26 protein-coding genes and 1 pseudogene are annotated in these 23909 nt (G+C 38.9%); 1 reads left to right on the forward strand and 26 read right to left on the reverse strand.

The window, feature by feature from the left end; translation table 11 throughout:
- Positions 1-52 precede the first annotated feature (52 nt).
- A complete protein-coding gene (locus tag FJN11_RS05440) occupies positions 53-1531 on the forward strand; it encodes an oligosaccharide flippase family protein (protein ID WP_125431063.1) in 1479 nt (492 codons plus the stop codon).
- A 47-nt stretch (positions 1532-1578) separates the two neighbouring features.
- Here the strand turns inward: FJN11_RS05440 and FJN11_RS05445 are convergent, their stop codons facing one another.
- From FJN11_RS05445 to FJN11_RS05565, 26 genes and pseudogenes are all read right to left on the reverse strand, one after another.
- A complete protein-coding gene (locus tag FJN11_RS05445) occupies positions 1579-4170 on the reverse strand; it encodes an MBL fold metallo-hydrolase (RefSeq protein WP_125409990.1) in 2592 nt (863 codons plus the stop codon).
- Between the two features lie 39 nt (positions 4171-4209).
- Positions 4210-5022 carry a LicD family protein gene (locus FJN11_RS05450; RefSeq protein ID WP_049487269.1) on the reverse strand — a complete coding sequence of 271 codons (813 nt, stop codon included), beginning with the start codon at positions 5020-5022 and terminating at the stop codon, positions 4210-4212.
- A gap of 57 nt (positions 5023-5079) precedes the next feature.
- Positions 5080-7239 (reverse strand): LicD family protein, encoded by a 2160-nt coding sequence (locus FJN11_RS05455; protein ID WP_049487270.1) that lies wholly within the window; start codon positions 7237-7239, stop codon positions 5080-5082.
- 21 nt (positions 7240-7260) lie between these two features.
- Positions 7261-8229: a glycosyltransferase family 2 protein gene (locus FJN11_RS05460; RefSeq protein ID WP_140224257.1), complete on the reverse strand. Its 969-nt coding sequence runs from the start codon at positions 8227-8229 to the stop codon at positions 7261-7263.
- Positions 8226-9062, reverse strand: coding sequence for a LicD family protein (locus FJN11_RS05465; protein WP_140224258.1), 837 nt, complete (start codon positions 9060-9062; stop codon positions 8226-8228). Before FJN11_RS05465 ends, FJN11_RS05460 begins: the two co-directional genes overlap by 4 nt.
- Before the next feature lie 178 nt (positions 9063-9240).
- Positions 9241-9534, reverse strand: a complete 294-nt coding sequence (locus FJN11_RS05470; RefSeq protein WP_042750982.1) for a hypothetical protein — start codon at positions 9532-9534, stop codon at positions 9241-9243.
- A gap of 3 nt (positions 9535-9537) precedes the next feature.
- On the reverse strand, positions 9538-9948 hold the full coding sequence (locus FJN11_RS05475) for a hypothetical protein (protein ID WP_140224259.1): 411 nt from the start codon (positions 9946-9948) through the stop codon (positions 9538-9540).
- A complete protein-coding gene (locus FJN11_RS10810) occupies positions 9930-10139 on the reverse strand; it encodes a hypothetical protein (protein ID WP_246039362.1) in 210 nt (69 codons plus the stop codon). Before FJN11_RS10810 ends, FJN11_RS05475 begins: the two co-directional genes overlap by 19 nt.
- 66 nt (positions 10140-10205) lie before the next feature.
- The gene (locus FJN11_RS05480; RefSeq protein WP_246039363.1) at positions 10206-11153 is read right to left on the reverse strand and encodes an Mbeg1-like protein; all 948 of its coding nucleotides are present in this window, start codon (positions 11151-11153) and stop codon (positions 10206-10208) included.
- Entirely contained in the window at positions 11146-11547 is a 402-nt protein-coding gene (locus tag FJN11_RS05485; protein ID WP_125386495.1) for a DUF1310 family protein, read from the reverse strand. The genes FJN11_RS05480 and FJN11_RS05485 overlap by 8 nt, the downstream gene beginning before the upstream one ends.
- 15 nt (positions 11548-11562) lie before the next feature.
- Positions 11563-11799: a hypothetical protein gene (locus FJN11_RS05490; RefSeq protein ID WP_061590576.1), complete on the reverse strand. Its 237-nt coding sequence runs from the start codon at positions 11797-11799 to the stop codon at positions 11563-11565.
- Complete coding sequence (locus FJN11_RS05495) at positions 11792-12193, reverse strand: DUF1310 family protein (protein WP_049546345.1); 402 nt, start codon at positions 12191-12193, stop codon at positions 11792-11794. Before FJN11_RS05495 ends, FJN11_RS05490 begins: the two co-directional genes overlap by 8 nt.
- 15 nt (positions 12194-12208) lie before the next feature.
- The gene (locus FJN11_RS05500) at positions 12209-12439 is read right to left on the reverse strand and encodes a hypothetical protein (RefSeq protein WP_181146396.1); all 231 of its coding nucleotides are present in this window, start codon (positions 12437-12439) and stop codon (positions 12209-12211) included.
- Positions 12439-12822 (reverse strand): DUF1310 family protein, encoded by a 384-nt coding sequence (locus FJN11_RS05505; protein WP_115904200.1) that lies wholly within the window; start codon positions 12820-12822, stop codon positions 12439-12441. The genes FJN11_RS05500 and FJN11_RS05505 overlap by 1 nt, the downstream gene beginning before the upstream one ends.
- 213 nt (positions 12823-13035) lie before the next feature.
- A pseudogene (locus FJN11_RS11000) lies at positions 13036-13263 on the reverse strand (transposase); the annotation flags it as partial.
- Between the two features lie 172 nt (positions 13264-13435).
- On the reverse strand, positions 13436-14746 hold the full coding sequence (locus FJN11_RS05515; protein ID WP_049552439.1) for an LCP family protein: 1311 nt from the start codon (positions 14744-14746) through the stop codon (positions 13436-13438).
- Entirely contained in the window at positions 14743-15591 is an 849-nt protein-coding gene (gene pheA / locus FJN11_RS05520; protein WP_049552440.1) for a prephenate dehydratase, read from the reverse strand. The genes FJN11_RS05515 and pheA overlap by 4 nt, the downstream gene beginning before the upstream one ends.
- The gene (locus FJN11_RS05525; protein ID WP_049552441.1) at positions 15588-16064 is read right to left on the reverse strand and encodes a shikimate kinase; all 477 of its coding nucleotides are present in this window, start codon (positions 16062-16064) and stop codon (positions 15588-15590) included. Before FJN11_RS05525 ends, pheA begins: the two co-directional genes overlap by 4 nt.
- Positions 16057-17340, reverse strand: a complete 1284-nt coding sequence (gene aroA / locus FJN11_RS05530) for a 3-phosphoshikimate 1-carboxyvinyltransferase (RefSeq protein WP_049552442.1) — start codon at positions 17338-17340, stop codon at positions 16057-16059. Before aroA ends, FJN11_RS05525 begins: the two co-directional genes overlap by 8 nt.
- Positions 17341-17431: 91 nt before the next feature.
- The gene (locus FJN11_RS05535) at positions 17432-17770 is read right to left on the reverse strand and encodes a YlbF/YmcA family competence regulator (RefSeq protein WP_000065978.1); all 339 of its coding nucleotides are present in this window, start codon (positions 17768-17770) and stop codon (positions 17432-17434) included.
- Positions 17771-17780: 10 nt separating this feature from the next.
- The gene (locus tag FJN11_RS05540; RefSeq protein ID WP_140224261.1) at positions 17781-18884 is read right to left on the reverse strand and encodes a prephenate dehydrogenase; all 1104 of its coding nucleotides are present in this window, start codon (positions 18882-18884) and stop codon (positions 17781-17783) included.
- A 9-nt stretch (positions 18885-18893) separates the two neighbouring features.
- Positions 18894-20060 carry a chorismate synthase gene (gene aroC, locus FJN11_RS05545; protein WP_125431105.1) on the reverse strand — a complete coding sequence of 389 codons (1167 nt, stop codon included), beginning with the start codon at positions 20058-20060 and terminating at the stop codon, positions 18894-18896.
- Between the two features lie 9 nt (positions 20061-20069).
- The gene (gene aroB, locus FJN11_RS05550; protein ID WP_140224262.1) at positions 20070-21137 is read right to left on the reverse strand and encodes a 3-dehydroquinate synthase; all 1068 of its coding nucleotides are present in this window, start codon (positions 21135-21137) and stop codon (positions 20070-20072) included.
- 18 nt (positions 21138-21155) lie between these two features.
- Complete coding sequence (locus FJN11_RS05555) at positions 21156-22010, reverse strand: shikimate dehydrogenase (RefSeq protein ID WP_140224263.1); 855 nt, start codon at positions 22008-22010, stop codon at positions 21156-21158.
- Positions 22000-22677 carry a type I 3-dehydroquinate dehydratase gene (aroD, locus tag FJN11_RS05560; RefSeq protein WP_042900899.1) on the reverse strand — a complete coding sequence of 226 codons (678 nt, stop codon included), beginning with the start codon at positions 22675-22677 and terminating at the stop codon, positions 22000-22002. The genes FJN11_RS05555 and aroD overlap by 11 nt, the downstream gene beginning before the upstream one ends.
- The gene (locus FJN11_RS05565) at positions 22674-23837 is read right to left on the reverse strand and encodes a class I SAM-dependent rRNA methyltransferase (protein WP_181146398.1); all 1164 of its coding nucleotides are present in this window, start codon (positions 23835-23837) and stop codon (positions 22674-22676) included. Before FJN11_RS05565 ends, aroD begins: the two co-directional genes overlap by 4 nt.
- Positions 23838-23909: the final 72 nt, after the last annotated feature.

Below are 23909 nucleotides of genomic sequence, written 5' to 3' on the forward strand. Positions count from 1 at the left end.
AGAATGTGATATAATACTAGAGACCATTTTACAATACAAGAAAGAAAGTACAATGAAAAATATAAAAGTTAATGCACTGGCTAGCTTACTAGTCAATGTTCTCAATATCGTTTTTCCGCTGATAACCAATCCTTATCTGACTCGGATTCTTAGCAAATCCAATTACGGTTATTTCAATACCGCAAATACCTGGGCTAGCTTTGTCATTCCTTTAGCCGCATTTGGAATCTATAACTACGGAATTCGAGCTATCAGTAAGGTCAAGGATGATAAAAATAAAATCAACTATGTTTTCTCTAAGTTATTCTATATCTCCATTATTACATCTGTTCTAACAACAAGTATCTATTTCCTATTTATTTATCTGGATAATAGTATTGAAAATTTGAAAGAACTCTACTATATACTTGGTGTCCAGGCTCTCTTCCAATTCCTTTATATCGAGTGGATGAACGAGGCTTATGAAAACTATGCCTTCATCCTTTACAAGACATTGATTATTCGGATTGCCATGCTGGTTGCTATCTTTACCTTTGTTAAAACTGCAGATGATATCGTTCCTTATGCCATCGTCATGAGTGCGACAACTATCCTCAACTACCTGCTCAGTTTTCTTTGGATCAAGAGAGAAGTTTCCTTTGTCAAAATTGGTCTCATGGAATTAATCAAAGCATCTAAGCCACTCTTGACCATGTTGCTTCTAGCTAATGCCAATATGCTCTACACCTTACTTGATAGAATGTTTATCACCAAAGGGCCTGATGAAAACTACATTTCTTATTATACCATTGCTTCTAGCATCGTCATGTTGATTGCCAGTGTCCTGAGTGGAGCTATCAACGTCAGTATTCCACGTCTCGGCTACTATCTCGGTAAGAAAGACTACGAATCTTATAAAAATCTTCTAAACCAAGGAGCCGCCCTCTTTTATTTTCTTATCATTCCAACCAGTATTGGGATGATGGTATTAGGAAACTACGCTGCAGTCATCTACTCTTCTGAAAAATACCTTGAAGCTGGTATTGTGACTAGTGTCTTCGCCTTTCGAACTATCATTTGGGCTATTGAGTTGATTCTCGGTAAACAAATTATCTTCATCAACGACCACGAAAATCGTTTAACAGCCTTTTACTTTATTGGTGGCGGAGCTAATATCCTACTCAACAGTCTCTTGTATTTCAATAATATTTTTGCACCAGAGTACTACATTGCTACTACTATTATTGCAGAAACTGTAGTTGTTCTACTGGAAATTTACTTTATCAAGAAGCATCATCTGCTTGACTTAAAAGAAATATTTACTACTTTAACACGCTATACTATTGTATCGCTCGGATTCATTCCAATTTATTTCACTTTTAAATTTCTTTTCCAAATCAACTCTTATACAGTCAACCTCAATATGATACTCATGGTACTCTTGACTGTTGCGACTTGCGGTATCTATTATCTCTTGACGCTATTTCTTACCAAAGATAAAACACTCCACTATGCACTCAATCTTGCACTTGCTAAGATTAAAAGAAATTAAAAGAATCCCCTGCTAATAGACTATTCTACTAGCAGGGGATTTTCTCATTATTCCTTTTCTTTCTTGTCGGAACTACTTGACTCTATAATTGAGTCCTCTTTTTGTTTTTCTGAATTAGAAGAGTTAATTTCTTTATGATTTTCTTGCTTTTCTGCCTTATTAATCTTGTCTGATTTATCAGTTAGAGTAGATGTTTCCTGTTTGTTTGTAGAATGATTTTGCTGCTTATCAACAGTAACTACTTGTCTCCATACACCTTCTTCATTAACTTTATAACCATCAGGTGTGGTAGAATTTTTCAATAAGGAACCATCTGCTTGGAAATAGTACCAATGACCATCAACCTGTTTCCAGCCAGTTTGCATCGCTCCTGTTGAATCAAAGTAATATTGATCACCATTGACTTTTTGAAGGCCAACCAACATAATACCATCTTCAGGATTTAGATAATACCAGACGCCTTTGTCTTTTATCCAACCAGTTTTCATGGCTCCATTTGATTCAAAGTAACGGTAATGATTATCAAACCATTTCCAGCCAGTCTGCATGGCACCAGATGCACTAAAGTAATATTGCTTGCCATCTACTTGATTGAGTCCAACCAACATAGCGCCTTCCTTAGATTCAAGATAATACCACATATCATGATCTTTTAGCCAACCAGTTTGGAGTGCACCAGATGAGGCGTAATAATGCCAGACATCATTTGACCACTGCCAGCCAACTTGCATGTTACCTGAGGATTTAAAGAAATAGGTTTTTCCATCAATCGCTTTAGATCCTACGGCCATGATACCTGTTTCTGGATCCAAATAATACCATGATTCTTTATCTTTCAACCAACCAGTTTTCATAGCACCTGAGTTCGTATAGAAGTACCAGCTATTGTCTTGCCACTTCCAGCCAGTCTGCATGGCACCACTAGCATTCAAATAGTAACGAATACCCTTTATATCTTGTCTGCCAGTTAACATGATGCCATCTTTATCCAGATAATACCATGTTTCCTGATCCTTGACCCAGCCAGTTTTCATAGCTCCAGAACTTGCAAAATAGTTCCAGTGACCATCAACAAAGGCCCAGCCAGTTTGCATGACACCTTCTTGATTAAAGTAGTATGTGCTTCCATTGATATTCTTTTTACCGACAGTCTTTAGACCATCCTCATCATAGAAATACCAAGCTGAATCAATCTTTTGCCAAGTTGAAGGCTTACCTGAAATTTGTAGTACGCCACTTTCGCTAAAGAACATCTTCTTACCATTAAAAACTTGGTGTCCTGTCAGCATCTTACCATCTGCCGCAAAAAGGTATTTTTTCCCTCCAATTTCAGAGAGCTCGCTAAATCGTCTAGCACCATTCGACTGGATATAATACCAAGAGTTATCTAGCTTGAACCATCCACCAGTTTGCATTTTACCATTTTTGTTCAGATAGTAATCATTCCCCTTGGCATTTTCTCCCCAGTCGTCATTAAGGTGAAGCCAGCGGCCTGCTTGCATTTGTCCTTTTCCATTAAAGAAGTAAGTGGCTCCGCCAATCTCTTTCCAGCCGATAGCCATTTCCCCGTCAGACAAACGATATTTCCAATAGCCATCTTCTTGATACCATTTTTCGTCAACTACTGGGATATCAGGGAAGGTATTTGAAACATTAGCAAATCCTTTATCGCTAATATCAAAAACAGTAGCGTCTTGAGTTTGGCTAGCAGCACGAAGAACCTGAATATTTTTCTTCTGAAGGTATTCTCTAGTTGAAGCAACATTAATATCTCCACCAGTTGTCTGAATAATCATTTTTGGTGATAAGTTTTCAAGGAAATTAATCGTATTTGAAATTGTCGCATCATAATGGTGGTTCCATTTCATCATATCAACCTTGCCGATAACTGGACCTAACTTATCTTCTGCTCCTTCGGCATTATCCAAATCTCCACCAAGATAGATTCTCTTTCCTGCCACAGTCACTACTGAAACAATGGAGTTGGAGTTATCATCTCGAACTTTTTTCAGATTCCCATCAGCATCATATTCATTCTTATAGTTGTAGAGCTGGATATCCATATCACCTAATTTTATATGGCTATCCTCATCTGAAATATTCTGGATAAGCGCAACTCCTCGTTTTTGAGCTGCTCTCAAAGCATTATCATAATTGAAAAGATTATCCCATAGACCCCACTTTGCTGTGATTCGATCATCTGAATATTTTTTCAAATAAAACTTACCAACCTGATAACGATTGAGTATTTCGTCTGCTCCACCAATATGATCACTATGAACATGAGTTCCTATGATAAAATCTAATTTTTTAACACCTATTTCATCTAGGTGGCGAATCAATCTATCCTCTAATACTTGATAATTTCTCATAGAAATTCCCCAACGACTTGGATAGCGTGGGTCACTCCCATCAGGAAAATCATAGTCTTCTCCCATATCAATCAAAGCATAGTGACCATTGCTTTCCAGAAGGATGGCGTCACTCCCAGATTTTGCTTTAGTATTTATGAAATGGATACGATTGCCCGAACCTGCAGAGATAGTATTTGCATCTACTCCTTGCGATAACTGAATCAGCGCTAGAAAGAATACAAGAAAACTATACCCAACTAATTTTATTAACTGTTTATTTTTCATCTTGAAAACCCCTTTATTTTAAAAGATAAGAAACTTATACTAATCAATCCAATAATTTTTATCTCCTCCTGGCACTTGTTGCTCAATGGGTGGCGGACTCATATAGTTTTCTCCAAATTCGTAGACAAGTAATTCATGGTATTTTCTAGGAACCTTGACCACAATGTTTTCATACGGCATATCAATCAAATCATAGAGCCATTCTTTTTTTATACCATCTGGATAATAGGAATCATAGATAGTACAAGTGAGATCTGTTGCTTGATCCACACTATACTTCAAAGCAAGACTCTCTAATTTTTGGTTCCATATCTGTGGGGAAGTTAAACGAAAAATAGCTGACCCCATATAACGAGGGAGATTTTTAAGTCCACCATTCTCAGACTTAATCCCTTTAAAATTCAAAGAAGAAAGACGAATGAAATATTTGTAGAGCTTCATTTTCTTCTGGTCACTTTCTTGCGTTACGACACCATCATATGGAAAGATGTCAACGCAGGTTCCCAATACGACCGTTTTATCTATAAGATTAGCATCTCGACGTGTCCTCACATCATAGACTCGCATATAACTGTAAGGATACCCCTTTGTTTCTCTGAATGAAATTAATTTGTAGTAGGGATGATTTTCATTTTTTAAAACCTTATACAGTTTTTCAAACTCATCACGCGCTAAGGAAATATCTGTATCATCATCCCAAGGTATAAATCCTTTATGGCGTACAGCTCCTAGTAATGTTCCAAAATCAATAAAATATTTGATATGATGTTGTTCACAAAGATCATGAAGATACTTCAAAATATCTAATTCTACTTGTTTGATTTCTTCAAGAGTTAAAGTTCTTTCAGACATAGGTTTTATTCTCCTAATTTTGACTATATTTTTAAACGTTTCTTAATCCCAATCCAGTTATTTAGACTTTTTAACAATCTTCCACAATTTAAAATCATGATGAGATACTCTTTGTTCAACTGGCGGCAATTGCATATAATCTCCGTAGTCTGAGGTCAAAATTTCATGATATTTTTTCGGAATAGTAAATTTCTTACCTTCAAATGTTCCAGTAGTAACTTGTTCTAGCCATTCGCGTCTCCACACTGGTTTGTTCATATCCTTGTAGATAAGATAATCCACTTCCTCATAATCTGACACTTTACGTGATTTAGCAAGTTCTTCAATTTGTGCAACGTATTTATTTGTATTTGTGAAATAAAAAATAATAACTGAAATATAGCGTATCAGTGAATTCAGAACACTTTTCGTATTGGTGATACCTTTAAATGTATAGCAACTCAATTGACGTTTCTTTATCAGCTTTGTCATCTTGTTCTTGAAATTGGCATCATTCTCGTAGCCATCTACAGGGAAAATATCTACATAAATCCCCATATTTGAATCAATACGAACATCTTCTTCTAGCAAGTAGGTATGGTTATCCTGCACTTTCATGAAGGGATAGACATAGTTGAGATTATTTTTATAAGACATCACTTCGTAACGTTCATCAGGGTTAGCAATAAGATAGTCTTGCAACTTTTCATAATCTTCTCGTAACATACAGATATCCATGTCATCATCCCAAGGAATAAAACCTTTATGACGAACCGCACCGATAAGACTGCCATAAGCTAGGAAATATTTGACACCAATTTTCTGGCAAGTTTCATGAATGTATTCCATGATTCCTAGTTCCATCTGTTGGATCTCTCTAATATCAGTTACTTCCTGATAACGAATACCTTCATCACGTTTGCAAACAACTAATCCATAACCAATAATCAACCAAAAGATAATATTAATAAAGTTAGTTGAGTACATAATCTGACTTTCAAATAATTGACCGAACAAGATACCAAAGAAAAGAATCATAATCAACTTTTCAGAGTTCTTTTTAGAAACAATCAAATAAGTCAAAAAGCGCTTAATTATATATCCTAGTAGAAGTAGAAAGGATACTAAACCTAAAATTCCAGAACTAACAAATATCGTTACCAAAATGTTATGGAAATTTCCACCAATAAGAGAATTTTGAATCTCAAATTTACTGAAATATTTTGTGTAATAATCTGGAACATTTCTTACACCATAACCAAAAATTGGTTTCTCACTTCCCATTTTTATAGCATTTTTCCAAATATAAGTTCTGCCACTAGGTGTTGTTTCTATTAGATGAAGTTCACCTGTTTTTTTTATAACTGAAGAATCCGTTTCTGCATAAGATTGTCCTTTATTTAAGTCTAATACAGTCGCTTTCCCCGAGGATATGTAAATAGAGGTTACATAACTCAATCCGATGTTAGCAGCAGAAACAAGTAAAGCAGAAATAATAAAGATTAGAAATCGCTTAGCTAACTTGCCCCCGTTAATAAAGAAACTATAAAACCCAATCATTAACACTAAAGATAATAAAGCTCCTCTACTTTGCATGGTTGCGAAGTAAACTAATTGAATTACATTATTCAGTTTAAGATAGACAGAATATTTACTTCCTTTATGAATCAAATACATAGCCAAAATAATGCTAATGTATGAAAATATCGCACTAGCATTTGGATTAACAATCCCCCACAGACGTCCATTCATAACACCATAGTAATAAGATTGTTCGCCAATCTTAAATAGGATAAGGACTCTACTTACCAATAAACCAAACGCAAAAATTGCTGAAGAAAAAGATACAATTTGAACCGTATAGGCAATCCAGTCAAATAATTTTTTAAGTTGCCCTGATTCTAACATGGTAAATAATAAAATATAGGTCACCATAAAGAGGATCTCTATCACATTTCCAATCAAATGTCCAGAGCGATTAAAAATAGCTGATAACAGATGACTTCCAGCCAATAGACCAAATAAGGACAGAAATTTGCGATCTACTGTGATTTCTTTCCACTTAAACAATAAGGTACAGCAAATATAAAGTACTACAATCGCTGATAATCCCTTGTAGAGGGGATTTGCTATCTTATAAACCAGTGAACTCATACTTAAAATCGAAATAAAAACAAATAGATACGCAATCCATAGTTTTGATTTTTCAAAGTATTCATCCAATTTTGAAAAATTCATTTTCAACTCCTTCTCATGATATTAGTTTTTTAATCCAACAATTTTCTTATATAGCCATGGAGAAATGACAAGTGAGAGGATCGCTACCTTGCGAAAAGTAGTGAAATAAGCATCCTTCCATATTTCACGTCGATGCTGAACAATCCAAGTCCTCAGCTCGGCTTTCTCCTTTTGATACTCTCCACGTGAAGTAAAGATAATTTTATCGTAAACTGTGATGTACGACCAACATTCTCTATTTTTTAATTCGTGTTTTAAATTAGGAAAAATTTGTGAAACTTGAGCGATTATTTGCTTATAAACTTCTATCGTATCAAATACATACCGATTAACAGATGTTGTCGCACTTCCCTCACGATGATCATAATAATAAATCGGTTTGTCAATAAATACGCTACTACATCTTGTCTTTAGTAACAATTCAGTTAAAAATAGGGCATCTTCAGCCAGGTGATAATTTGTATTAAACTTTTCATCCGCAAGCAGGTCTCTCTTAAACAGTTTTGCGACTGGAAAAAATGACGTTCTGGTAGTCATCAGTAGTTCCTTCATGGTTTCTTCTGTCGACCAGAGTTCTGTTTTTCCAGAATGTGGAGGAAGGTCTGTTACAACGCCATTTTTGATATGGTGTAGAGGAGCAATCACAAAACCTACATGTTCTCCCTCAACTGCACTAGCTAAAGTAGCTAGATAATCATTGGTGACGAAATCATCGCTATCAATAAAAGTTATCCAAGCACCTGTCGCTAGCTGAATTCCAAGATTTCTTGCATTAGAAACACCAGCATTTTCGATATGGTAAACCTTGATATTCTCATACTGATTTGCTAAATCATCACAGATCTTTCCACTAGAATCAGTAGACCCATCATTTATTAGGATTAGTTCAAAATTGGTATAAGTCTGATGAAGAATTGACTCCACACATCGTTCCAAATAGGCTTCTACATTGTAGACTGGAACGATAACGCTTATTTTTTCTCCCATCATGCTCCATATTCTCCCTTGTACTCTCTATAACTCTTATCCATATCAGCGATAACAGCATCATGATGTGGTAGCTGCTTATCTGCTGGTGGAGGTGTCATATAATCACCAAAAGCAGTGCTGAGATAGGCATCATAGCCGACTGGAACGGGCAGCTCTGTCTCTTCAAATGGCAAGAAGAGATTATCTTCAAAGGATGCGATTGGGTACTTGTTTCTCATGTAGCCAGGACCGGAGCATAACTCCGTGATTCCATCGCTCTCAGCCAGACTATACTTGGTCATTTCTTTCTCAGCTTTTTTCCAAATACGATAACGGAGAGATTTGGGAGTCATCCCCAGTAAAATACGGCTTCCCCATTTCATAAGTGCACCATGCTTTTCTGGAATAGTTTGGGCACAAAAGAGTGAATAAATCAAGGCCCAGCGAACCTGTTTCTTTCTCTCAGCTGGATTTTTCGGATAATAATCCAAAGGCAAAACATCCAAAGCCAAACCATGTGGCAAATCCAAATCTTGCTGGTAAGGTTTAATACAGGTAGTTTCCTTGTCACGAATAGTAATAAAAAGATTGCGGTCGACAAAATCCTTGTTACTCTTTGACAAGAAATAACGCTCATCTGCATAACGAGGCCATAATTCTGCCAATTTTTCATAATCCTTACGGGGCATAAAAAAATCTAGATCATCATCCCAAGGAATGAAACCCTTGTTTCGAAGGGCACCAATAGCACCTCCACCACAAAGATAACAAAGCAAATCATGTTCTTTACAAAATGCGACGAAATATTCAGCCATTTCCAGACTACGAGCCTGAATCGCTTTCAAATCACTCATGTCTCTCCTCTTCTGTTCAATAACGAGTTATATCGTTTTATTATACCATAAAAAAGCCTTAAAAATCCATCAGACACTAAGAAAAATCAAAGTTCAAACCACTATTTTACTGGTGATTCGAACCTTGATTTTTCCTGTATTAATCTCCTATCTAATTCCAATTGTAGAATATTCATCTCTACACAATCGTATCATAATCTTTTTCTTTCGTCTTCAAAGTCTCAACAACCTTTGTCGAATAAGCTCCTTTCATAGTTGTATCGAGTTGACTAGAAATCATCCCTAGTGCTGTCTTTGTTGCTAGAGCTTCTGTTTTGATCTTAAAGTCACCATCTGACATCAAATTATTACGCTCATTCAATTTGATCGGTGAATAGATATGACTGATTAGTAAACGTTCTAGTCCCTTCTGAATCTCAATCATATTATTGTTCACTCCTGAGAAGAAATCATTAATCATTTCATCAAACATAAGCTATCCCTTCCTTTTTTCTTGTTCGAGTGTCGTCTTTCGACGATGTAATGTATCTATATCCTCTTCTAATTTTCGTCGTTCTCGTCTATACTCAATCTCTTCTTTTTCAATACTTTGTTCCAAAGCGCGCTGATTTCTTATAAATCCTATGGATACTGCTTGGCTAAAGTCCGAAGCTATTCTGTTTAATCGTGCTCTTTCCTCAGTAGTATCCACGTCCACTTGTCCTAGGTAATGCTGCATCATCTGATACTTTCTTTCCATCATATGCAACAATTGGTTCCGTTTTTGCTGAAGGTTTTCAAATTGTTCTTCTCTTTGTTGGCGAATAGAACGATTGCGTTCATCTAATAAATCTAAATGGTTTTGCTTTGTTCTTAATTTCTGCCAGATTACTTGACTTTCATCCATTCTTTAAAATTCCCTGCTAACTCTTTATCATCTTCCAATTTTTTTTGGACACCATCTGCTATTTGCTTTTCTAAACTTTGAAAATCTTCGGCTAGTTTTTCTGATTTTTTGATTTTTGGATAGAAATAATGATCAAGATCATCTACGATTGTCGTACGAGATACTCCTCCATCAGAATAGGCTGTCGCCACCTCTGTAGGTGATAAAATAAAAGCAAAGGGAACGTGATAAGTGCTCGCTACTATTTTCTCTGCTTTTTAATGCGCTTGACGAACGATGGAACGAATCTCTTCATAACCAGCATTTGCGACTTCATGCAATCCCGATGAAATCGTTAAGGCATGTTCGGAGTCTAAAAAGAGTTCCTCACCACTCGTATAACCGCCTGAAGCCAATGCCTCTTTAGCCTTTGCATAGGAATACAAGCCACTGGAAACCTTATCCAAACCAGATGAATACCGTTTTTCAAACGATGAACGATCATTCTTAATTTTAAGACTACCATCTTCATTAAAAACATAACCGCCCCACAAGTGTTGAGAATATACAAAATCTACCTGTTGTACAGAGTCCACATGATGCATCATCCCTACAACACCGACACTATCCATTCTATTTTTAGGGTAGCCTATAGGAACCAAATCTTTATCATCAACGTAATTATGAATACGGTACTTTATCGCATCCACACGCTGCCGCTGTTCTTTGGTCAAGACCGGATAGATATTCGGGCCTTGGTAGATATAAGCTCCTGAAATACGTGAAATGTCCCTAACATTAGCTAGGGCGTATTGGGCATTCATGGAGCCAAGAGAGTGAGCATAAACTGAGATTTTAGCGTTCGGATATTCCAACATTATATCATCTAAGATAGATGCCGCCGCCTTCAACTGAGAAGTCACCCCTTCTTCACCTTTCAAAATATTTTGAGCCATGGGAATATCATTTTCAAACCAATCCACTTCCCATCCTTTATCAAATGGCGCTTTAGAACCTTCGTAGAGAACAGAAACTTCCGATTTGTCTGGACTCTCAACTACGTAAACCTTTATTCCTGTCTCGTTTTCAATCACCTGACGGACTGTGCCGATATCTTCTATCTCTCCTTTATCATTTATGATTTCCATAGACTCTGTTTCAGAATACTTTGTATATTCTTCATTGGCAATTTTTTGACGTTCATGATCAGTATACTGTCTACTCACTTTTTCTCTCCGTTATTATTTTTTTAAATTTAGCAGAGCTTCCTCCACCATCATTAACTAACTTTCCGCTACTTCTATCTTTATTAATAGTGAAAAATACATATAATTCTTCGTCATTATTTATATAAATTTTAAATTTGATCCCTCCCATTGGACTATGAAAAATGGAATTAATATCTATATCATAATTCTGGATAATATTTCCTTCTTCAAGTGCCCCTTTATGCCTCAGCTTTAGGTTATCTTCTATGATCTTTTTGACTTCCTCACCCTTGACAACCCTAACCATCTCGTCTTGTTCTACTTTTTTCATCACCTTGTATCCTCCTATACTTAATCCAACAATAACTAGTAAACTAGCTAAAACGATTCCTATAATTTTTAATGACTTCATGACATCTCCTTTATGTTATTTTACAAATATATCAAGTACTGATTTACTTATAGTATACCATAAAGATTTGTCTGGACTCTCAACTACATAAACCTTCAATCCTGTCTCGTTTTCTATCACCTGACGGACTGTACCGATATCTTCTATCTCTCCTTTATCATTTATGATTTTCAAGGGATCTGTTTCAGAATACTTTGTATACTCTTTATTAGCAATTTTTTGACGTTCATGATCACTATACTGTCTACTCACTTTTTCTCTCCGTTATCATTTTTTCAAATTTAGCAGAGTTTCCTCCGCCATCATTAACTAACTTTCCACTTTTTTTATCTTTATTAATAGTGAAAAATACATATAATTCTTCGTCATTATTTATATAAATTTTTAATTTGATCCCTCCCATTGGACTATGATTGATGGATTTATCATCAATTTGATAAGACTTTATTTTCCCTTTATTTGTTAAATAAAATTGATCCATTTCTTTCAAATCATCTTCTATAATCTTTTTGACTTCCTCACTCTCTACAATTCTCACCATCTCATCATGTTCTGCTTGTTTCATCACTTTAAATCCTCCTACGCTTAATCCAACGATAACTAATAAACTAGCTAAAACAATTCCTACAATTTTTAATGGTTTCATGACGTCTCCTTTATGTTATTTTACAAATATATCATGTACTGATTTACTTATAGTATACCGTAAAGATTTGTCTGGACTCTCAACTACGTAAACCTTCAATCCTGTCTCGTTTTCGATCACCTGACGGACTGTGCTGATGGAACTTTTTCGAGTTTCTATATAAATATCATTATCAACTTGTAATGTATTATCATATTCTTTTTCAGCAATTAACTTTCGTTCATAGTCGCTATACATAGAATTCATCAGTTTGAGTCTCCCTTTAATTTTTCCAGAGGTGGATTACTCCCACCGCCATTTCTTAATTTACCATCACTATCTTTATGTAAGAAAACACTAACTTTATAACTTGAAGAATCATTTATATACAAATAAACAATTATTCCTCCCATTGGATTATGTTCAAAAGAATCAACTTTATATGATTTAATAATTCCTTTTTCTGTTAGAGCATTCGGATCTATTTGTTTTAAGCGCACTTTAAAAATCTCTTTCGTTTCCTCACTCTCTACAATTCTCACCATCTCATCGTGTTCTACTTTTTTCATCACTTTATATCCTCCTACACTTAATCCAACAATAACTAATAAACTAGCTAAAACGATTCCTATAATTTTTAATAACCTCATGACATCTCCTTTATGTTATTTTACAAATATATCAAGTACTGATTTACTTATAGTATACCATAAAGATTTGTCTGGACTCACAACTACGTAAACCTTCAATCCTGTCTCGTTTTCTATTACCTGACGGACTGTGCCGATATCTTCTATCTCTCCTTTATCGTTTTTGATTTTCACGGGATCTGTTTCAGAATAACTTGTATACTCTTCATTAGCAATTTCTTGACCAGAGAAAATCTCTTGTAAATAGGAAAATAAAAGAGTAGATACAAGCATTTTAGGGTGATAAGATGGCTGACCAAAGGCATGATAGAAGGCGTCGAAGTGACAATCTTCCAAGGTATTCACCACTTTTTCAATAGTAAAGACAAGATGATCTTGTGGTAAGAAAGAACTGATTTCTAGTGGTATAGTTGTTTGATTTGTGTTATAGTGAATAGGCATGGGATAGACTTTCTAAATGGTTTATTAAGCAATTCTATTTTACAAAGACTATCGCAACCATGTAAAAAAGCAACGGCAAATCCGTTGCTTTTTTTGGAGATAAGGGACTATTGTCCAAGGATCGTTATTTTATATTTAAAGTATAGTTTTTTATTTGGAATTTTGTCTTATCTTATCTCATTCCCATTTGAGAAAGTTTAGTTTGATATTTATTTTGGTCTACTAAGAGTGCCTGTCCTCCATAAACATCATAATCATCTACCCAATCACCTAGTTCTGGAACCGTTAATCTCTCAATGCCATTTTGCGCTCCATCTAGGAAGGATAAACCATTTGTCAATAAGAAACTATAGGGAACATTCGTAGAGGTCATCCCAAAGACCTTACCAAGTGCTTCTGATCCAGTAAAAAGTTTAGTTGGATCCTTGAGTTGCTGCAGAACAGCTGTCAGCACTTGCTGTTGTCTCTTGGTACGACCGTAATCACCTTCATCATCATCACGGAAGCGAGCATAATTGAGCAAGGTTGAACCGTTCATCTGCTGTTTCCCAACTTTGATAGTCTGGGTTGGAGACTCTGTTTCTGTAGCATGCAAGTCATCTCCCACCGTAGCTTCGGTTAAAGGTTGACCTTCTAAGGTTGAGAATTTGGCATCAATCGTCACCCCATCAGGGAAGAGAGTGTCAATAGCGGTTGCAAAGGCCTGAAAATCAACCAAGGCATAGTACTTAATGTCCAAGTCAAAATTATCTTTCAATACTTGGCGAACCATTTCTGCTCCTTTTTGGCCTTCCTGTTCCCCTAGTTCATAGGCTACATTTAACTTGTTATCTGTTTGTTTCTTTCCATTGATAATCTTACTATATCCATCAATATAAACTAAGTTATCACGCATGAAGCTGACCAACTTAATTTTCTTATCTGAGCCACCAACGTTTAAGACCATAATAGAGTCCGTTCTTGTTTCAGCACTATTTTGGCCAATCCGTCCATCCGTTCCCATAATCAAAATATTGACCCCATCCTTGGTATCTTGACCATGAAAAACTTCTACTTGAGCTGCCTTAGCATTGGCAGGTTTGTTTGGATCCGCATTTGAATAGCCTTTTAGGAACATAAAAATCATGCCAAAACCGACACAGGCCAGAAGAGCAAGCAATCCTGCAAAAATGCGCCCCCAACGAATCTTACGTTTTTTGGACTTAACCTTTGGAAGAGGATGACTTTTCTGATATTTTTTTGCACGACTACGGTTACCGTAGGTTGGAAGAGGAGACTGATTGATTGGTTCCATGAAAGAATCTTCCATATCGTGATTTTCATTATGAATTTCTGGAGAAGCTTCACTACTACTAGCCATATTTAACTTACCTTGCAGGTATGCAAACTCTTTTTTCTCTCGCTCATTGAGGTAATGAATATTTTTAAAGAGATAGTCATAACGTAACTGCTCGTGATGGTTTAAAGGATTTTCTTTACTCATCTTCTCTCCTTTCCATGGTCTGATATTGGATAAATGGGATAGGCACCCAGAACTTTATACTGGATTCCAATCGCTTCTAATTCTTTTTGGGCAAAGTGGACCAGATTCTTATCGGCATAGTCCACATCGATAATGAAAAAGTATTCACCCAGTGCTGTCTTGAGTGGTCGACTTTCAATTTTTGTCAGGTCAATTCCTCTCCAAGCAAAGGTCGAAAGAGCCTTGTAGAGGGCACCGGGAAGGTTGTCCGGCAAGGTCAAGGCCAAACTCATTTTTTCAGTTTGTGCTTGCAAGGGAATGGTTGCACCTTCAGCTCCCAAAACCCAGAAACGTGTGAAATTGGCTTCCATTTCCTGAATGTCCTCAGCAATCAGTGCTAAGCCATATTCTTCAGCAGAACTCCTAGGCGCAATGGCTGCATAAGGCTGGTCTGGATGTTCGGAAATAAAACGGGCCGCATAAGCTGTACTAGCTGTTACCTCGATTTGGGCATCTGGATATTGTTCATCGATGAATTTCTTTCCTTGAGCCAAGGCCTGTGGATGTGAAAAAATCTTTTCAATCTTAGTGTGACCTGGAACCACCATCAACTGCTGATGAATAGGCTGAACGATTTCTGCTACTGCTTGGATGCGAGCCTGATGAAAAAGGTAGTCTAAGGTTTCATGAACACTACCCTCGATAGAATTTTCAACTGGCACCACAGAATAGTCCACCAAGCCTTGCTCATAGGCCTTGATGACATCTGTAATGTTGGCAAAAGCCTGCAATTCCTCATGAGGAAAAGCTGTCTGCACAACATGGTGTGAAAATGATCCCTTGGGACCTAGATAAGCAATTTTCATCTCAGTTCCTCTATAATTTCCTCTGGGCTTAGCTTGGTCACATCCAAAACCCGACTGGCAACTTCCTCATACCAAGTCTGTCTTTCTTGGAAAATAGCTGCTAATTCTTCCTTGCTATTATTTAGAAAAAGCGGGCGCTGATTGTCTTTATCAGCTGATATGCGTTGGTAGAGGGTGTCAAAATCAGCTTTCAGGTAGATATTATCAGAATTTGTCTTTAGTAAGTCACGATTTCGCTGAGAAATAACCACTCCCCCACCAGTTGACACAACTTGATCTCTTTGTAGTAAATCAGCTAATACTTCTGACTCTACCTGTCGAAAGGCTCCTTCTCCCTTTTCAGCGAAAAATTCCGCAATGGACATACCTAAGCGTTTCTCAATCAGGGCATCCATATCAAGGTAATTAGGGTCCAAACCTCTTGCAATAGTCGATTTGCCAGCCCCCATAAATCCTAGTAATACCTTAGCCATGAATCAAGCTCTCCAAATCATCAAAGAAGCTAGGATAGCTGGTATTGATAGCTTCAGCACGATCAAGCTCCACTTCTCCATCTGCAACCAAGAGGCCCGCGATAGCCGTCATCATGCCGATACGGTGGTCTCCAAACGTATTGACTCTAGCACCATGAAGGGCTGATTTCCCTTTGATAATCAGTCCATCAGCTGTAGGAGTAATATCTGCTCCCATGCTATTTAAGGCGTCTGCCACAACCTGAATGCGATCTGTTTCCTTGACCTTGAGCTCCTCAGCATCCTTGATAACTGTTACACCTTGGGCTTGGGTCGCAAGAAGAGCAATAACTGGCAATTCATCAATCAAGCGTGGAATCAAAGCGCCACCAATCTCTGTTCCTTTCAAGTCAGAAGACTCAACAGTTAAGGTAGCAGATTTAGCGACTGGGTCAATTTCAGTTACTTCTAATTTTCCACCCATGGCGCGAATGACATCGATAATACCGGTGCGCGTTTCGTTGATACCCACATTCTGCAGCACTACACGAGAATTCGGAACAATCAAACCTGCGACCAACCAAAAGGCTGCACTGGAAATATCTCCTGGCACGACCACCTTTTGTCCTGACAATTTTTGTGGTCCTTGGACTGTGATTTTCTTACCATCCACACTTAAATGACCACTAAATTGTTGCAGCATATCTTCAGTATGATTACGAGTGCATTCTTTTTCGATAATTACAGACTCCCCCTGGGCCTGCAAGGCTGCAAACATCAAGGCTGACTTGACTTGGGCAGAGGCAATTGGCAACTCATAATGAATAGGTCTTAGGTTCTTCGTCCCTTTTAAATGAAGGGGAGGAAGGTCTCGCTCAGTTTGCCCTGAAATGCTGACGCCCATTTTTTTCAATGGAATCGTCACACGGTCCATAGGACGTTTGGAAAGACTGTCATCTCCAAACATTTCTACTTCAAAGTCTGCACCAGCAAGAACACCTGAAATCAGGCGAATCGAGGTGCCAGAATTTCCCATATCAAGGGCATTTTGCGGAGCTTTTAAACCATCCATACCTACACCTTGAATGGTAATAACCCCATCTTTGTCCTCAATTTCAACACCAAGGTCACGAAAAACCTGCATGGTCGAAAGAACGTCTTCACCTCGCAGAATATCATAAACCTTGGTCTCACCTTCAGCCAAACTTCCAAAAATAATGGAACGATGACTGATAGACTTGTCACCTGGAACTCGGATACTGCCGTGTAAGTGGCTAATGTTTGTTTTTAGTTTCATACTGGACCTCATACTTGCAATACTTTTACTTATTTTATCATAAAAAGCCAGAAATTCCTTAAAAATTTCTGACTTTATGATAGTTATTTTCTTATTTTAGCAATTCTGAAACTGGTTCGAAAACAATTTTTTCAATGTCAGAAAGGTAAATTGCCAATTGTTGTTGCTTGGTAAAGAATTCTGACAAGAGGCTGTTCCCCTGAATCTGCTTGCCAAAGCCTTCCATTTTCGCTTGGAAGGAAGCGTCTGGCATTTGACCTGTCTGTGCTAATTTTTGAATTTCCTCTTGGAAGGCAACATATTCTGTGAAGATTTTACTTGCCTCAGCATCTGCTGAAATAGCATCTTTAGCTGCTTTAACAGCCTTGTATTCTGGCAATTCGCGTAGACCGCGACTGAGTTCGTTTGCACTATCGTAAATATTTGACATGATTTTCTCCTTATTTGATAACGACTGTGTAGTCGGTATTTTCTGTTATGAGATGCTCAGCTCTTTCCAAGTCTTGAGCATTTTTAAATGAAATTTGTAGGATCCCGTGAATATCTTCACGGTTTTCCTCATTGATGTGAATATTGACCAAGGAAGTTCCTCGTAGCAATTCCAAAATCCTCAGGATGACATCTTCTTCATCGGGAACGTCAACATAGAGATCGTAAGAACTATCCACTCCACCACGCTTATGGATTTTCATGGCCTGACGTTGCTCACGCGCTTGGTTGAAAAAGTTCCAGATTTGCTCCTCATCTCCCTTGCTGATGGCCCGGCCAACCTCATCCAAACGTTCCTTAAAATCCTCAATCCGCTCTAGGATTGTCTCGCGATTGGACAAGAGAATGGAGGTCCACATACCTGGCTCGCTTTCCGCAATTCGGGTCATATCTCGAAAACCACCTGCCGCAAAGCGCCTTGCCATCTCATGTTCTTGAGCATAAACCGCAGTCTGTTCCATGAGACTGGAAGCCAGAATATGAGGAAAATGGCTAATCTGAGAAGTGACTCGGTCATGCTCCTTGGCATCAATCTCAATAAAGCGAGCATGCAGACCTGAAAGCAGATCCTTCATTTCCTCAAGCGTGTCAGGACTTGTCAGACTCGAAGGCGTGAAGATATAATAAGCATTTTCAAAAAGATTGACATCTGCCGAAGCAGCCCCTGTCTTGTGGCTACCAGCCATGGGATGGGCCCCGACAAAGCGAACAGACTTGCCAGCCAAATACTGCTCCGCCGTATCCACAATGGCTGACTTGGTTGAACCAGCATCTGAAATAATGACCCCTTCTTTCAAGTCCAAGTTGGCCAACTCCTTAATGAAAGCAATGGTTTGTTTGATTGGCAAGCTGAGGACGATGATATCTGCCAAGGGAGCAAAACTGGCAAAATCATCTGTTGCACGGTCAATCATGCCTTCTTTCAAGGCGATATCTCTCGAAGCTTGACTGCGATTATAACCTAAAATTTCATAATCCGGATGATCTCGTTTGATACCGAGTGCCATGGAGGCACCAATCAAACCAAGGCCTGCGATATAGACTGTTTTTGCCATAGGAACTCCTTAATAGTTCTTTGTATAGTCTCGGTGTTGGGCTACCGCTTCTTTTAGTTCCTCAAGATTATCTGATGAGAATTTTTCAAGGATTTCTTGCACCAGAACCGTAGCCACAACAGCTTCCATGACCACACCGGCAGCTGGAAGAGCGGTCGGATCACTTCTCTCCACAGTTGCCTTGTAAGGTTCGTGGGTCTCGATATCTACACTCATGAGTGGTTTATAAAGAGTAGGAATGGGTTTCATGACTCCACGAACAACAATGGGTTGCCCATTGGTCATACCACCTTCGAAACCACCTAGATTATTGGTACGGCGAGTATAACCGTCTTCTTTAGACCAGAGAATTTCATCCATGACTTGGCTGCCTTTACGATAGCCAGCTTCAAAGCCAAGACCAAATTCCACCCCTTTAAAGGCATTGATAGAGACAACAGCTTGGGCCAATCTTGCATCCAATTTTCTGTCCCATTGGACATAGGAACCAAGACCAACTGGAACACCTCCAACGACTGTCTCCACAACCCCACCGATGGTATCACCGTCACGTTTGATTTGGTCAATGTAGTCCTTGATTTCCTGTTCTCTTTCTTGGTTGACAATAGAAACTTCAGACTGGGCAGCTCTTTCCTTAATTTCAGCGACTGTCAGATTCTCAGGAACATCTATTTCCTTGCCACCAAAGACAACGACATGGTTGGCAATCTCCATATCCAGCTCAGCCAAGAGGCGCTTGGCTACAGCTCCCACTGCCACCCGCATGGTGGTTTCACGAGCTGATGAACGCTCCAAGGAATTACGCAAATCATCAAAACGGTACTTGATGCCCCCAACCAAGTCGGCATGACCTGGTCGAGGATGGGTGATTTTTCGTTTGCTTTTAAGTCGCTCTTCAATGTCTTCCGCAGACATAATATCCAGCCATTTTTGGTGGTCCTTATTGATGACATCCATTGTAATAGGAGCCCCTGTCGTCTTCCCATGGCGAACACCCGAAGTAAAGATAACTTGGTCGCTCTCAATCTTCATACGGCCACCGCGGCCGTATCCACCCTGACGGCGTTTAAGGTCCCCATTGATATCCTCAGCTGTCAAAGGAAGTCCAGCTGGAATTCCCTCAATGATAGCCGTTAGACGGGGGCCGTGTGATTCTCCTGCAGTTAAATATCTCATACACTCTCCTTATTTTACCAAGTAGTCTTTCATCTCTTCCAGAGAAACTGAGTGAATAGTCGCTGAACCGAGCTCTGGCACCAAGACCAATTTCAAGGTATTGCCACGCGCCTTCTTATCATGAGTCAAAGCCTGATAAAGCTTATCTACATCCCAGTTTTCATAGTCAACAGGCAAACCAAACTTCTGGCACATCTCTGTGATAGATTGGGTTATACCAGCTGGCATGAGGCCCTTTTCCTCAGCCACCTTGGAAATCTGTACCATTCCCATGGCCACAGCTTCACCATGCATGACTTTTCCATAACCGGCAGTTGCTTCAATGGCATGACCAATAGTATGGCCAAAATTGAGGTAAAGGCGAACACCATTGTCCAACTCATCCTCAACCACCATCTTGCGCTTAACCTGACAAGAATGTTCAATCAAGGTCTCCGCATGCTCCAAAATGCTCTCTAAAGTACCATCTAGCTCCATCAAGAGAGCCCAAAGTGCTGGATCTTCAATCAAGCCATATTTGATAACCTCACCCATTCCTTCAATCAACTCTCTTTTTCCGAGCGTTTCAAGGACAAGCGGGTCAATCAGAACCCCATCTGGTTGGGTAAAGGTCCCCACCATATTTTTAGCAAATGAAGTATTAACACCTGTCTTTCCGCCAATAGACGAATCCACCTGGGCAGTTAAACTAGTCGGAATCTGAACAAAGTGAATGCCCCGCATATAGGTAGAGGCTACAAAACCAGCCAGGTCCCCAACGACACCACCTCCGAGAGCCACGATTCCATCGCTACGAGTCAAACCCTGCTTAACTAAAAATTCATAGACTTTCTGAACAGTTGTCAGATTTTTCCGTTCTTCGCCTTCTAAAAAGTCAAAAACAGCTACCTGAAAACCAGCATCTTCTAGGCTGAGCTTGACCTTCTCAGCATAAAGAGAGGCTACATGGTTGTCTGTCACAATGACTACCTTTTGTGGTTGCCAGAGTTCTCGCAACCATTGACCAGCCTGAGCCAGACAGCCTTTTTCAATCTGAATATCATAAGGATGATGAGGAATATCGATTCTGATTTTCATAGGAGAGTCTCCTTTTCTTTATTGGTATTTTTCTGTTAAGGACTGCCAAATCTCTTCCGTAGGCATTTCCTTTCCTGTCCACAGTTGAAAAGCTTCTGCAGCTTGATAGAGCAACATTCCCAGACCATTGACTGCTTGATTTCCCTGCATCCTAGCCCACTTCAAAAATGGGGTTTCAAAGGGTTGGTAAATAATATCTGCTACTAGGAGAGTTTCTGATAGGACAATGTTTTCAGGAACTGGAGATGATTGACCATCCATCCCTACACTTGTCGCATTGACCAGTAAATCCGACTCAGCAATCCTTGCTTGCAGTTCAGGAACATCTTCTAAAGCATACAAGTCCACTTTAAAGCCTGTCTGTTCCTGTAACTTGTCTAGGTAAGGTCTTGTTTTTTCCATAGAAACTGAACGAACAAAAACTGAAATCTGGCTAACGCCATCCAAAATAGCTTGTGCCATAATTGACTTGGCCGCACCACCTGCACCCAGCAGGGTCATCTTCTTACCTGAAATTGTAAAAGAAGGCAAGCTCTTAAAAAATCCCTTGCCATCTGTATTATATCCAATTAAATTGCCATTTTCATTGACAACCGTATTAACCGCACCAATCAAGCGCGATTCGTCACTCAGCTCATCCAAATAAGGAATCACCTGCTCCTTATAGGGCATGGACAGGTTGATGCCAAACATCTGGTAGCGACGAATATTGACCACTGTTTCTGCCAAATCACCCGCTTCAATCTCCCAAGCCACGTAAGCACCATTGGTAGCTGTCGCCTCAAAGGCACTATTGTGGATAAAGGGGGAAATAGAATGCTTAATAGGATTGGCAACAACGGCAGCTAAACGTGTATAGCCATCAAGCTTCATCCAAAATCTCCCGAATTTTTTTCATGTTAGCTAAGGAAATCTGACCTGGGGCACTGGCCTCATCTAGACTAGCAAAGGACCAGCTAGAACCAGTCACATCTGCAGTTATACGAGAGACCTTGCCCACCTTGCCCATAGAAATGGTCACATATTCCTGCTCAGGATTGAGGGTTTTAAAGCCTCGTGTATAGTTCATTAAGTCTAGCACATCCTGCTCCGTGTGAGCCATCACCGCAACCTTAACAAGTTTTGGATTTAAGCTCGTCAACTCTGACAAGATTTCCATCATATTTTCAGGTGTTTCTTGGAAATTGTGGTAACTCAAAACGAGATTTGGGAAGTCCAGCATTTCCTCAAAGACATCCTTGTAGCTGTAGTACTCAAAATCAATATAGTCTGGTTGATAGAGTTGCGCCACTTCCTTGATTAGATGGATATATTCTTCCGGAGAAAGGTCAATTTCTCCCCCTTCAGCGCGAGTTCGCAGAGTGAAAACCAACTCACGACCTGCAAATTTTTCAAAAATAGCTGGAGCTACCTGCAAAATCGCTTCTTTAGGCAGATAATCGGCTCGCCATTCAATGATGTCGGCATCCAGATACCTCGTGGCATCAAGTGCCTGTGCCTCCTCTAAACTTCTTGGCATTACTGAAACGATTAATTTCATTTACTAACCTTCATACTAATCACCTTGAGGTAATTACTACTTTCATCTTTTTTATTATAGGCGAAATCTGCTGGAAGACCGTATTTATTTAAAATCTGGTAACTTCTTCCTGCAAAGCCTTTATCAATTTGTTCTGTAAATTTCTGGCGGGATACATTGGCAGCATTGGTACTGGCAATAATAATACCGCCCGGATTTAAAATCTCAAGACTCTGGAATATCAACTTGTGATAATCCTTGGCCACAGAGAACGTTTGTTTTTTGTTCCGAGCAAAGCTAGGCGGATCTAGGACAATTACATCATAGGTCAAGCCTTTTCGCTTGGCATACTTGAAATACTCAAAAACATCCATAACTATAAAACGATGGTCGTCTGTGCTGATTCCATTAGCCTGAAAATGCGCTTGAGACAATTCTCGTGAACGTTTAGCTAGGTCAACCGAAGTAGTCTGGCTTGCTCCTCCCATGGCCGCAGCCACTGAAAAGGCTGCTGTGTAGGAAAACATATTGAGCAAGGATTTACCCATAGCCAACCCATCAACTAGACTACCACGAACTTCATGCTGATCTAGGAAAATCCCTGTCATCAAGCCATCATTCATAAAGACTTGATAGAGGACACCATTTTCCAAAACAGTGAAGAAGTCAGGTGCTTCTTGACCATAAACATGGGCAGATTCATAGTCCAAACCCTTAAAGCGGATCTTCTCATAGGTTCCTAAGACCTCAGGAAAAACCTGTCTAAAGGCTTCTGAGATGGTCTGACGAATCTGATAAACATAAGAGTTATACCAAGAAAAGACAGCATAGTCGCCATAAAGGTCCACTGTCAGACCGCCAAAGCCATCTCCCTCTTGGTTGAAGAGACGAAAGGCTGTTGTCAATTCATCTTGATAGTAGGCTGTTCTCTCTTCTTTAGCTTGTCTAAACAGCGTTTCAAAGAAAGCTTGATTGAAGGTCACCTTGTCTTTGCTGACAAACCAGCCCAAGCCCTTGTTTTGCTGAGAAAGATAGGCAGTCCCTAGAAAGTTTCCATCTTGACTATGAACTTCTACTTCCTGATCCTTAAGATTGACATTCTCAAGGTCGCTAGCTTCTAGTAAAACTAGTCCTTTAGCGAGCTTCTTTTCAACCCTTTTGCTGACTCTTATTCTATTCATAGTCACTATTATAGCAAATTTTGTGACAATTCTCAAAAAAGAAACTACCCTTGCTTTTTTACTCTTCTTTTA

It is taken from the genome of Streptococcus symci, assembly GCF_006385165.1.
In the GTDB taxonomy this organism is placed as follows: Bacteria; Bacillota; Bacilli; order Lactobacillales; family Streptococcaceae; genus Streptococcus; species Streptococcus symci.

Excerpts from the sequence above, each read along its gene's own strand:
- FJN11_RS05460 (WP_140224257.1), bottom strand. The coding sequence starts at position 8,229 with ATGATGGGAGAAAAAATAAGCGTTATCGTTCCAGTCTACAATGTAGAA.
- FJN11_RS05555 (WP_140224263.1), bottom strand. The coding sequence starts at position 22,010 with ATGAAGCTTGATGGCTATACACGTTTAGCTGCCGTTGTTGCCAATCCT.
- aroD (WP_042900899.1), bottom strand. The coding sequence starts at position 22,677 with ATGAAATTAATCGTTTCAGTAATGCCAAGAAGTTTAGAGGAGGCACAG.
- FJN11_RS05525 (WP_049552441.1), bottom strand. The coding sequence starts at position 16,064 with ATGGCTAAGGTATTACTAGGATTTATGGGGGCTGGCAAATCGACTATT.
- FJN11_RS05455 (WP_049487270.1), bottom strand. The coding sequence starts at position 7,239 with ATGAATTTTTCAAAATTGGATGAATACTTTGAAAAATCAAAACTATGG.
- pheA (WP_049552440.1), bottom strand. The coding sequence starts at position 15,591 with ATGAAAATTGCTTATCTAGGTCCCAAGGGATCATTTTCACACCATGTT.
- FJN11_RS05465 (WP_140224258.1), bottom strand. The coding sequence starts at position 9,062 with ATGAGTGATTTGAAAGCGATTCAGGCTCGTAGTCTGGAAATGGCTGAA.
- FJN11_RS05515 (WP_049552439.1), bottom strand. The coding sequence starts at position 14,746 with ATGAGTAAAGAAAATCCTTTAAACCATCACGAGCAGTTACGTTATGAC.
- FJN11_RS05565 (WP_181146398.1), bottom strand. The coding sequence starts at position 23,837 with ATGAATAGAATAAGAGTCAGCAAAAGGGTTGAAAAGAAGCTCGCTAAA.
- FJN11_RS05470 (WP_042750982.1), bottom strand. The coding sequence starts at position 9,534 with ATGTTTGATGAAATGATTAATGATTTCTTCTCAGGAGTGAACAATAAT.
- FJN11_RS05540 (WP_140224261.1), bottom strand. The coding sequence starts at position 18,884 with ATGGCAAAAACAGTCTATATCGCAGGCCTTGGTTTGATTGGTGCCTCC.
- FJN11_RS05500 (WP_181146396.1), bottom strand. The coding sequence starts at position 12,439 with ATGAATTCTATGTATAGCGACTATGAACGAAAGTTAATTGCTGAAAAA.
- aroC (WP_125431105.1), bottom strand. The coding sequence starts at position 20,060 with ATGAGATATTTAACTGCAGGAGAATCACACGGCCCCCGTCTAACGGCT.
- aroB (WP_140224262.1), bottom strand. The coding sequence starts at position 21,137 with ATGAAAATCAGAATCGATATTCCTCATCATCCTTATGATATTCAGATT.
- FJN11_RS05485 (WP_125386495.1), bottom strand. The coding sequence starts at position 11,547 with ATGAAGTCATTAAAAATTATAGGAATCGTTTTAGCTAGTTTACTAGTT.
- FJN11_RS05445 (WP_125409990.1), bottom strand. The coding sequence starts at position 4,170 with ATGAAAAATAAACAGTTAATAAAATTAGTTGGGTATAGTTTTCTTGTA.
- aroA (WP_049552442.1), bottom strand. The coding sequence starts at position 17,340 with ATGAAACTAAAAACAAACATTAGCCACTTACACGGCAGTATCCGAGTT.
- FJN11_RS05535 (WP_000065978.1), bottom strand. The coding sequence starts at position 17,770 with ATGTCAAATATTTACGATAGTGCAAACGAACTCAGTCGCGGTCTACGC.
- FJN11_RS05440 (WP_125431063.1), top strand. The coding sequence starts at position 53 with ATGAAAAATATAAAAGTTAATGCACTGGCTAGCTTACTAGTCAATGTT.
- FJN11_RS05475 (WP_140224259.1), bottom strand. The coding sequence starts at position 9,948 with ATGGATGAAAGTCAAGTAATCTGGCAGAAATTAAGAACAAAGCAAAAC.
- FJN11_RS05505 (WP_115904200.1), bottom strand. The coding sequence starts at position 12,822 with ATGAGGTTATTAAAAATTATAGGAATCGTTTTAGCTAGTTTATTAGTT.
- FJN11_RS05450 (WP_049487269.1), bottom strand. The coding sequence starts at position 5,022 with ATGTCTGAAAGAACTTTAACTCTTGAAGAAATCAAACAAGTAGAATTA.
- FJN11_RS05495 (WP_049546345.1), bottom strand. The coding sequence starts at position 12,193 with ATGAAACCATTAAAAATTGTAGGAATTGTTTTAGCTAGTTTATTAGTT.